This is a genomic window from Faecalibacterium sp. AF28-13AC, from assembly GCF_003478405.1.
In the GTDB taxonomy this organism is placed as follows: domain Bacteria; phylum Bacillota; class Clostridia; order Oscillospirales; family Ruminococcaceae; genus Faecalibacterium; species Faecalibacterium prausnitzii_E.
The window spans coordinates 178,548-188,347 of record NZ_QUFG01000008.1 but is presented as its reverse complement, the minus strand read 5'-3'; the positions used below and the strand labels follow the sequence as shown (position 1 = coordinate 188,347).

General features: G+C 54.8%; 8 protein-coding genes and 1 pseudogene. 6 read left to right on the top strand and 3 right to left on the bottom strand.

All coding sequences use genetic code 11. The features are described 5' to 3' along the window. A pseudogene (locus DWY95_RS12740) lies at positions 1-176 on the bottom strand (helix-turn-helix domain-containing protein); the annotation flags it as partial. Positions 177-674: 498 nt separating this feature from the next. Beyond that, a complete protein-coding gene (locus DWY95_RS12730) occupies positions 675-1,625 on the bottom strand; it encodes a LysR family transcriptional regulator (protein WP_118553774.1) in 951 nt (316 codons plus the stop codon). A 127-nt stretch (positions 1,626-1,752) separates the two neighbouring features. Between DWY95_RS12730 and DWY95_RS12725 the strand changes: the two genes are divergently transcribed. The 6 genes from DWY95_RS12725 (at position 1,753) to DWY95_RS12700 (ending at position 8,596) form a co-directional block, all read left to right on the top strand. Beyond that, a complete protein-coding gene (locus DWY95_RS12725; RefSeq protein ID WP_118553773.1) occupies positions 1,753-2,055 on the top strand; it encodes a UxaA family hydrolase in 303 nt (100 codons plus the stop codon). A 13-nt stretch (positions 2,056-2,068) separates the two neighbouring features. Then, a complete protein-coding gene (locus tag DWY95_RS12720; protein WP_022256560.1) occupies positions 2,069-3,229 on the top strand; it encodes a UxaA family hydrolase in 1,161 nt (386 codons plus the stop codon). A 26-nt stretch (positions 3,230-3,255) separates the two neighbouring features. After that, complete coding sequence (locus tag DWY95_RS12715) at positions 3,256-4,986, top strand: PHB depolymerase family esterase (RefSeq protein ID WP_118553772.1); 1,731 nt, start codon at positions 3,256-3,258, stop codon at positions 4,984-4,986. Between the two features lie 24 nt (positions 4,987-5,010). Further along, positions 5,011-6,336 carry an SLC13 family permease gene (locus tag DWY95_RS12710; RefSeq protein WP_118553771.1) on the top strand — a complete coding sequence of 442 codons (1,326 nt, stop codon included), beginning with the start codon at positions 5,011-5,013 and terminating at the stop codon, positions 6,334-6,336. A 22-nt stretch (positions 6,337-6,358) separates the two neighbouring features. Then, the gene (locus DWY95_RS12705; protein ID WP_118553770.1) at positions 6,359-7,078 is read left to right on the top strand and encodes a DUF554 domain-containing protein; all 720 of its coding nucleotides are present in this window, start codon (positions 6,359-6,361) and stop codon (positions 7,076-7,078) included. A gap of 237 nt (positions 7,079-7,315) precedes the next feature. Then, entirely contained in the window at positions 7,316-8,596 is a 1,281-nt protein-coding gene (locus tag DWY95_RS12700) for an L-serine ammonia-lyase, iron-sulfur-dependent, subunit alpha (RefSeq protein WP_118553769.1), read from the top strand. 58 nt (positions 8,597-8,654) lie between these two features. Here the strand turns inward: DWY95_RS12700 and DWY95_RS12695 are convergent, their stop codons facing one another. Then, entirely contained in the window at positions 8,655-9,650 is a 996-nt protein-coding gene (locus tag DWY95_RS12695; protein WP_118553768.1) for a LacI family DNA-binding transcriptional regulator, read from the bottom strand. Between the last annotated feature and the right edge of the window lie 150 nt (positions 9,651-9,800).

The window sequence follows — 9,800 nt, the reverse complement described above, 5'->3', positions numbered from 1 at the left end:
AGGGAGAGCATTTGGGAGAGTAAGCCTTTGGCTTTCAGGGACAAGGCCCGGTTCCGCAGATGATGGTTCGACATGACCGTATAGCCGCTGTTCTTTTCTACCCGAAATACTGCCATTTCACGGATGCCTCCTTTCGTTGCAAACAAAAAAAGCAGCGTCCATTTGCTCCCGGTGATGGGAGAAGTGAACGCTGCGCGTACTTGATAATTTTTAGGTTGTGTGGTATATAAAAGGCAACTGGATTTCAAACACAGCTACCCATCGGGGTGCGATACAAGCAAGTTGCTATCCGATGACCTCAAAAACAAATTGTACTACGATGGTTTTTGAAAAGTTCTGTATCACTACTCGCACCAAACCATGAAAATCCGAACCATTTCTCGATAGGAGAAGGGTTCGGATTTTTTGTTTTCTTCGGAAAGCAAAATGCCGCGGTTGCGCAGCAATGAAAGCCCCAGTGGGGCTTTTAAGCGGCAGAGCGGTCTTGCGCAAGCAAGATGGAGGGGCCTCGCCCCGACAAGCTCCGGCTCTTTCCCGGCGGCTGTGTGTCCAAAACCTTATCAAAAAAGACGTATCACGAAAGTCACAACTGTAAAGGTGCCGTACCCTGTCAATCAGAGCGACCACAATATCGGTCAGTTCGGGGTGTTTCTGGGCTTTGGCTCGAATCGGGCTTAGAGATATGGATGATAATAGCTGCTGATTGATTCAATAAACGCCTTCTGCGGTTTGGAAAGATAATTCCGACTGGAAGATACTACATCAAATTGACGAACGGCCAGCGGATGCGCTATTTTATAGTAGCGCATATCGTCGTGGTCGTAGAGTACCATCCAATCGCTGATGAACGCCGCACCAAGTCCGGAACAGACCAGATGATACGCCGTCACAAGCTGTGACACCTGAAGCCGGACGATGGGGTCGATCTTGGCATCCTCAAACAACGCAATAGAGCGGCTGTACAGGTTGTTGCCCTTGGTCAATAGGATAAACGGCACATCCGCAAAGGGAGCAAGCGAGGGGATTGCCGGACAATCCGGCATGAGATTGCGGCGGAACATAATGTCTCTTGCGGTCAATGCGTAATTCTTCAGAGTTTTGTTGATGGGATAAGAGGTCGGGACGGCGACTAGAACATTGTCCTTGAAAATGGGTGTTCGCCGGAAATTATCCTTCGGGTTTGGGATGCAGTTAAAGGTCAGGTCGATTTTATTTTCGCGCAGCATTTCGATAAGTTCGTTGGAACTGGCTTCCACCAACTCCAGATGGACGCCCGGATATTGTTTTTGAAAAGTCGTCAGCACAGGCGGCAGGATATAGGAGTTCAGATAATGGGTCCCGCCCAAAACGAGACTGCCGATGTTCAGGCTGGAAAGGTCGCTCAGCTCTTTGGACAGCTCCGCTTCAAGGTGCATGATCTCCTTGACCTTTTCGATGTAGACTTTTCCGGCATCGGTCAATTCCAACGGCTTTTTATCCCGAATGAACAGCGGCATCCCAATCTCCGCTTCGACTTTCTGGATGGCGATGCTCAGAGCCGGCTGTGTCAGGTAGAGTGCCTGCGCTGCTTTGGAGAAACTCCCGGACTCATAGACCTGATAGATGTACTGCATCTCCTGCTTCATGATCTTCCCTCTGCACTATATAAAGATTATTTATAGCAATATAAACTCTATAAATTTGATTATAACCGTTTCTGGTGGTAATGTAAAGTCACAAAGAGAGTACCCATGTCGAAAGGAGAATGACAGCATGGAAATCAACGCATTGCTCATGGATGAGAAGGACAATGTCGTGACCTGTGTAACGGAAGTTCCCGCCGGTCAGGATGTGGTCTACCGCAAGGGCGACCAACTCTGTACCGTGAAGGCAGAAGAGGATATCCCCTACTGCCACAAGATCACGCTGGTCGATTTGAAAAAGGGCGAGGACGTCATCAAGTACGGCGAGAGCCTTGGTGTGATGACCGAGGACGCTGCAAAGGGCCACTGGGTCTCCCACAACAATCTGGTCAGCGTGCCGCGTGACTATGACAGCGAAATGGTACAGGAATAAGGAGGAATCGGAGATGCAATTCTGGGGCTACAAACGCAAAGAAGGACGCGCAGGCATCCGCAACCACGTTCTGATTCTTCCAACCTGTGCCTGCGGCAGTGAGAGCTGCCGGATCGTTGCAAGTCAGGTGCGCGGTGCTGTGAACATCGTGTTCAATACCGGCTGTTCTGATGTTGCCGCCAACACTGCGATGTCGCAGAAAGTCCTGACGGGCTTTGCCTGCAACCCGAACGTTTACGGTGTCGTTATCATCGGTCTGGGCTGTGAGACCGTTCCCCACGCAAAGCTGCGTGAAAAGATCCAGGCTATGACCAGCAAGCCGGTCGTTTCCTTTGGCATTCAGGAAGAGGGCGGTACCCTCAAGACCATTGAGAAAGCGGTTCGCGCCGCCAGCAAGATGGCAGCGGAAGCTGCCATGCAGCCGAAAGAGCTGTGCGACATCTCCGAGCTGATGCTGGGCATCGAGTGCGGCGGTTCGGACGCCACTTCCGGCATCGCCAGCAACCCGGCAGTCGGCGAACTGAGCGATCTGCTGGTCGATCTGGGCGCAACTACCATGATGAGCGAGTCCATCGAATGGATCGGCGGCGAGCATCTGCTGGCAAAGCGTGCGGCTACCCCGGCCATCCACAACCAGATCATTCAGGTCTGCAAGGACTACGAAGCCCATCTGAAATCCGCTGGTCAGGACTGCCGCGCCGGTCAGCCCACCCCCGGCAACAAGGCAGGCGGCCTGTCCACTCTGGACGAGAAGAGCCTGGGCTGCATCCGCAAGGGCGGCACCCGTCCCATCGTCGAGGTTCTGGAACAGGCTGTTCCTCCCACGAAGCGCGGCGCAGTCGTTATGGACACCGCTGGCTATGATATTTCCTCTGTCACCTCGATGGTCGCTGCAGGCTGCAACGCAGTCATCTTCACCACGGGCCGCGGCACCTGCACCGGCAACGCCATCGTCCCCGTCCTGAAGGTCACGGCAAATGCCCGTACTTATCAGCACATGGAGGACAACATGGACGTTGACCTCAGCCCCATCGTGCGCGGCGAAAAGACCTATCAGGAGATGGGCGCAGAGATGCTGAACAACATTCAGGACATCTGCAACGGTAAGATGACCAAGGCAGAAGCATTTGGCTTCTCGGATATTGCAGTCGATCACGTCTGCCGCTTTGTGTAATTGTGTCAACTGCGGGAGGATCACAAATGGATATCAAACGATTCCCGGAAAAGATGGGAGACCTTCCTATCGACTTTTCCAATCCCAAGCGCACGCTGATTTCCGGTCTCTTTCAGGAGACTGCAAAGGTCGGCGGACAGCCTCGCAAATTTTTGACCTATATTCCGGAAGATCTGGATTACTGCCAGCCCTGTCTGGTCGCTGCGATCCCTTCCGGTGAGAAGCCGGAAGAGTATCTGGAAACTTCCGGTCTGAAAGCTTTCGCGGAGGACAAAAAGCTGTTCCTGCATCTGGCAACGCCGGAGACTGCATGGAACGCGGACGGCAGTGATGCCGATTATCTGAACGCCATTTACGTTGCGATTCAGGCACGCGATTTTTATATCACCATGCAGGATAACATCTATCTCTGCGGTATCGGTGATGGCAGCTTTGCCGCACATCAGGCTGCACGCCGGATGGCAAGCGAGTGGAGCGGACTGATGACGTTCGGCGACCTGAACGGTGATCTGAACGCAGAACATACCGCTCTGCGCGGCGAGTCCGATCAGGGTGAAGTAGAGCTGAAAGTCATGGGTATGGCTGCACAGCTCCCCGTCTGGATGAGCATGACCGCAAAAAACGCAGACAACACCGCTGCTGTTGACTTCTGGAAAGAGCAGAACCATGTTGTCGGTACACCGCTGTCCGGAGAAGGCGCAGATGAGATCTGGATGCCGACTCCTGTGCGCGTTCTGAGCGAAGTCAATGAGGAGCAGATCGCACAGGTTCGTCTGGCCGTTCGTGAAAATCCTTTTACGAAGGAACAGATGGAAGCAGCATGGAGTTATATCAGCCTTGCACGCCGTCACAGAGGTCCTGGCAAGAAGCAGCTGCGCTATTTCAAAGAGCCGATCGCTTGTGGCGCGGAAAAGAAGACCATGGAAGTGGACGGTATGACACGCACTTGGTACGAGTATGTGCCGAAGAGCTGCACTCCGGATAAGAAATGGCCGCTGGTCGTTGTGTTCCACGGTCGTGGAGGCACGGCAGAGACGTTCTTTGATCTGAGCTGTGTTTCCACCGTTGCAGAGGAACGTCACTTTATTGCGGTCGTTCCCGAAGCTGGCGTCTATCAGCAGAAGCCGAACGGTCTGCGCAATGTCCTCCTGTGGTGCGGCATTTATCAGGATACTCCGGTGGACGATGTGAAGTTTATCCGGGAACTGGTGGCAGATGTAGAGAGCCGTCATTCGGTGGATAAGAGCCGTGTCTATGCAATGGGTCAATCCAGCGGCGGCATGATGAGCGACCTGCTGGCTTATACCGCTGGCGACATTTTCGCTGCGGTTGCTCCGTGGTCTGCACTGCGCTGCCCCAGCAAGATGTATCGTGAGTGGCCTGCCTGCGAGCAGCACGTTCCTACAATGATGATCTACGGCGATCAGGACTTCCTCACCGCTGGTCATGGGGAAGATCCGATATTGCCCTTCTGTCTCTCGGAGGAGCTGCGTGCAACTCTGATGGAGAAGCTGGAAACGTATCATCTGGACCCGGCCAATGTGGAGACTTGGAAAACAGAGCCGATTACATGGTATGCTTTCCCGGACAAACAGGGCGTACCGATGGTCGTGATCGGACGTGTGGACAACATGGTTCATGCAAATTACCCGGAAGAGAGCTGGATCAGCTATGACCAGTTCCTCAGCCAGTTTCATCGCAGCGAAAACGGTACGCTGTATTACCGTGGCCGTCCCGTCAATGAATCAGACGTTTAAGACGTTCGAGTGGAGGAATCACAAATGACGACTCAAATGATCATTTGCTTTGCAATCAGTGCTGTTGTGATTGCAGGTTATATCTGGAATAAGCTCTCCGTCGGTACTGTGGGTTGTATCGGCATCGTTCTCTTCTTGCTGACCGGCTGCATTGGCCCGAAAGATATTCTGGGCAATATCGGCAACGCAAACCTCGTGATGATCACCAGTATGTTTGTCATCTCGGAAGGTTTCAAGCGTACGAAGGCGATTCATCTGGTCGCCAGCACGGTCAAGAAAATTTCCAAAGGCAGTATGGTCATGGTCATGCTGGGCTTTACGCTGGCAACTGTGATGGCTGCTACCTTTACCGGCAGTGCCGTTGCCGCATTCTGTATCGTGGCTCCTATTGTCACCGCCACCTGTGAAGAAATGAACATCAGTGTCAGCAAGACCATCTTCAGTGTTGGTCTGGTCAGCATTGCAGCTTGTGCGATCATCCCCGTGGGCGGCTCTCTGGCAATGCTGGCAGAGCTGAACGGCTATATCGCGGCCAACGGCTACGAGCAGTACACCATGGAAGCCATGGATCTGTTCAAGGGCCGTGGCATGAGCCTGCTGGTCCTGATGCTCTATGCTACCTTTGTCGGTTTCCGTTTTGCCCCGGAGAAGCCTATCGTTGCAAGTAAGGACAGCTCGGAGCTGTCCAAGCGTGTAGCACACTATGAGCCGCTGAAGCAGCCTCAGGAGCTTTCCGCAATCGCAATTTTCTGCCTTGTTTCTCTCTGCCTGATCTTCAACACTCCGCTGAACAGCCTGCTGGCTGCTGTTGGCGGTCCGAATCTGGCCGCGTGGGAAATCTCTTTTATCGGCGCAGTCATGATGGTTGCGACCGGCGTTCTGTCCTCCAAGGAGGCCTGCAGCTCGATGCCGATTGACCTGACCCTGATGGTCGCAGGCGGTCTGTGCATGGGTTCTGCTCTGGCAAACACTGGCGCAGGCGACCTGATCGGTAATGCGATCGCAAATACTGCTTCTGGTCTGGGCAATCCCTACCTCATCGGCGCACTGTTCTATCTGATTCCCTTCTTCCTGACCCAGATCATGCAGAACCGTACCGTTATGGCGATCTTTGCTCCCATTGCGATTCTGGCCTGCAAGAGCATGGGTGCAGACTGCACCGGTCCGCTGCTGCTGGTCGCTTCTGCCTGCTGCACCGCTTTCATGACCCCGATGGCAACTCCCACCGTTCCGATGGTCATGGGCATCGGCGGCTACGACATGAAGAGCAACATCAAACAGTCCATCCTGCCTGCTATCCTGCTGTCTGCTGCCAATATCCTCTGGGTCATGACGATTTATCCGCTTTAATCTTTCATAAGTACATAAACATATGCAGGAGGAATCTATACCCGTAGGAATTACAACGGATGTTCTAATCACATGCCTTGGTGCGGTTCTTGGCGTGATTCTTGGAGCCCGGCTCCCGGATTCTCTGAAGAAATCGCTGAATAATATTCTGGGAATCGCAGCCATTGCGATGGGTATCGTTCTGATTCTGAAAGTGAAAAACCTTTCAGCGGTCGTTCTTACGCTTGTTATCGGCGGAATCCTTGGTGAACTTTTGATGTTGGATGATCGCATTCGGAGACTTGTGACCGGCGTGGTTCATAAGCTCATGAATGGCGCAGCTGCCGACGAACAGTTCCTTGCGCAGGTAAGTGCAGTCGTTATTCTGTTCTGCTGTGGCGGAACGGGATGGTATGGTGCGTTGAATGAAGGTCTGACCGGAGACGGCAGCATCCTCATCACAAAGTCCATTCTGGATTTTGTCACCGCCTGCATCTTTGGCTCGATTCTTGGAAAAATCGTTCCGACTCTCTGCATTCCGCAGGCTGTGATCTATGGCGCACTGTTTCTGGTATCCGGCGCGGTACAGTCTTTCATCACCCCAGACCTGATTGCTGATTTCTCCGCAACAGGCGGTATCATTACCCTTTGTGCTGGTCTCAGCCTGGCCGGTATCAAAAAGGATATGAAGGTTCTGAACCTGCTGCCCTCGCTTATCCTGATTTTCCTGATCTCAAGCGCATGGGCTGCACTGATGGGATAATCTGCCACTAAAATCTACTTGCTATTTTCTCTCTTCTTTTTTCTTCATCATACCATTCTCCTTAAAAGGCAACCTCCCTTCCGACGATCACAGTGTCAGAAGGGAGGTTTTTTTAGCAGACTTCATTTCCATAAAGCTGATGTTTGGCGAAAGTGCCGCTAAGAAACCTTGTTTTTTTGGGGCGCTTTTTGTACAATGAAGCAAAGCGACTCACAACAACGATAAAGGACATTTGGAATGGAAAAAAACGAACCGAGATACCAGGCATACCTTCAGATCTTAAAAGAGGAGCTGATCCCAGCGATGGGCTGCACCGAGCCGATCGCGGTGGCCTATGCCGCCGCAGTGGCCCGGCAGACGCTGGGGGAACTCCCGGACCGGGTGCAGGTCGGGGCCAGCGGAAGCATGATCAAGAATGTCAAGTCGGTCATCGTGCCCAACACCGATAATATGAAGGGGCTGGAAGCCGCAGCTGCGGCGGGCATCGTGGCTGGCCGCCCGGAGCAGAAGCTGGAAGTCATCGCCGATGTGACACCGGAGGAGACGAAGGCCATCCGCGCCTATCTGGAGCAGGCCGATGTGAAGGTCGAGCATGTGGAGAACGGCGTTACCTTTGACATCATCGTCACGGTCTGGAAGGGGGCGCACACCGCGCAGGTGCGCATCGCGGTCTTCCACACCAACATCGTCCGCATTGAAAAGGACGGCGAAGTTCTGCTGGACCTGCCCGTCCACGGCGACGAGGAGGAGAACCTGACCGACCGCAGCCTGCTCGACATGGAGCACATCTGGGACTTTGTCCATTCGGTGGACATCGAGGACGTGAAGCCGATCCTGGACCCGCAGATCCGGTACAACATGGCCATTGCCGAAGAAGGCCTCCGGGGCGATTACGGGGCCAACATCGGCAGCGTCCTGCTGGACATGGAAGGCAATGATGTGCGGGTGCGGGCCAAGGCTTACGCGGCCGCTGGCTCCGATGCCCGGATGAACGGCTGCGAGCAGCCGGTGGTCATCAACTCCGGCAGCGGCAATCAGGGCATTACTGCCTCGGTTCCGGTCATCGTCTATGCACGGGAGCTCAAGGCGAGCGAAGAGCAGCTGTACCGGGCGCTCACCCTCTCCAATCTGACCACTATCCACGAAAAGACCCCCATCGGCCGGTTGTCCGCCTACTGCGGTGCCATCAGTGCGGGCGCGGGGGCCGGTGCGGGCATCGCCTATCTCTGCGGCGGCGGGTACGAGGCCGTCATCCACACCGTTGTCAATGCGCTGGCCATCGTGTCGGGTGTCATCTGCGATGGTGCCAAGGCCAGCTGTGCGGCCAAGATCGCCACGGCAGTGGAAGCCGGGCTGCTCGGCTATAATATGTACATCCGGGGCCAGCAGTTCCGCGGCGGCGACGGCATCGTCGCCAAGGGCGTGGAGAACTCACTGCGGAACGTGGGCCGCCTGGGCAAACAGGGCATGAAGGAAACGAACCGCGAGATCATCGACATCATGGTCGGGTGCAAATAACAGAAAACGCAGAACGACGCCGTCGGCATTTGCCGACGGCGTCGCTGTTTGTATCGGTTCAGGTGGTCTCCCTCTGGGTCAATGTATAAGGGAACCGGATGGACTGGGGCGTGGGAGCTTTTTCGCTGGGACTTTCGATCTCCATAATGGTCAGCTGGGCGGCTTTTTCGCCCATCTCAAAGGCAGGCATCTCCATGGAGGTCATGCTGGTCTCCAGCATCTCGCCGATGGCGTGGCCGGTCATGCTGATGACCTTGACCTGCTCCGGCACCCGGATGCCCTGTTCTTTCAAGGCACGCAGAACGCCCAGCCCCTGCAGGTCCACCGGGGCCAGGATGGCATCCAGCTCCGGCTCGTCCCGGAGAAGTTGGTTGGCGCACTCATAGCCATACTCAAAGCTGTTGACCGGCTGGGTGGATTCGGCAAGGAGCTCCTCCAGCCCATGGGCGGCGATGGCCTTGGAGTAACCCTCGTACCGGCCCTTGAAGGGGCTTTGGTGGGAGTAACCGGCGATGAGCGCGATGCGGCGGCAGCCTTTGGAATAGAGATAGTCCACGGCGTTCCGGCCGCAGGCTTCGTAGTCGGCTACGATGCTGCTGATGCGTGGCTCCTGACACCGCACGATCTGGGTAACGGCGATGCCGCTGGCCTGGATGCTGCGCAGCAGCCGGTTGTTGCGCCCGGTGCCGGTGATGATGATGCCGTCCACGAAGCTGTTCTGCATCCGTTCCAGACAGCTTTTTTCCCGCTGGGGGTCATCGTCGGTGGTGGAGATCAGGGTGGAATACCCCAGCCGTTCGGCTTCGTGCTCGATGCCCGGCAGAATCTCAGAGAACAGGGTCAGGTGGAGCCGGGGCACGATGACCCCCAGGGTGTGCCGCCGTCCCTGCCGCAGCGCTTTTGCCATGACATTGGGTCGGTAGCCCAGCTCCTTAGCGGCAGCCACGATGCGGGCTTTGGTCTCCGGGTGAACATAAGAGGTATTGTTTAAGGCGCGGGAAACGGTGCTGACATCCACACACGCTTTCTGCGCAACGTCTTTCAGGGTCGCCATGAGAAGCAGCTCTCCTTTTTATTCCGAATGCAAACGTTTGCACAACTTGTAAAGGTTCTTAGCCGGGAGTATCCCGGACACTCCTATTGTAATCCTGGCGGAACAAAAAATCAAGAAGCAGGAAAAGGAACGCCTATCAAGATGTTACTT

Coding starts and splice junctions, on each gene's coding strand:
- DWY95_RS12730 (WP_118553774.1), bottom strand. CDS start 1,625: ATGAAGCAGGAGATGCAGTACATCTATCAGGTCTATGAGTCCGGGAGT.
- DWY95_RS12725 (WP_118553773.1), top strand. CDS start 1,753: ATGGAAATCAACGCATTGCTCATGGATGAGAAGGACAATGTCGTGACC.
- DWY95_RS12720 (WP_022256560.1), top strand. CDS start 2,069: ATGCAATTCTGGGGCTACAAACGCAAAGAAGGACGCGCAGGCATCCGC.
- DWY95_RS12715 (WP_118553772.1), top strand. CDS start 3,256: ATGGATATCAAACGATTCCCGGAAAAGATGGGAGACCTTCCTATCGAC.
- DWY95_RS12710 (WP_118553771.1), top strand. CDS start 5,011: ATGACGACTCAAATGATCATTTGCTTTGCAATCAGTGCTGTTGTGATT.
- DWY95_RS12705 (WP_118553770.1), top strand. CDS start 6,359: ATGCAGGAGGAATCTATACCCGTAGGAATTACAACGGATGTTCTAATC.
- DWY95_RS12700 (WP_118553769.1), top strand. CDS start 7,316: ATGGAAAAAAACGAACCGAGATACCAGGCATACCTTCAGATCTTAAAA.
- DWY95_RS12695 (WP_118553768.1), bottom strand. CDS start 9,650: ATGGCGACCCTGAAAGACGTTGCGCAGAAAGCGTGTGTGGATGTCAGC.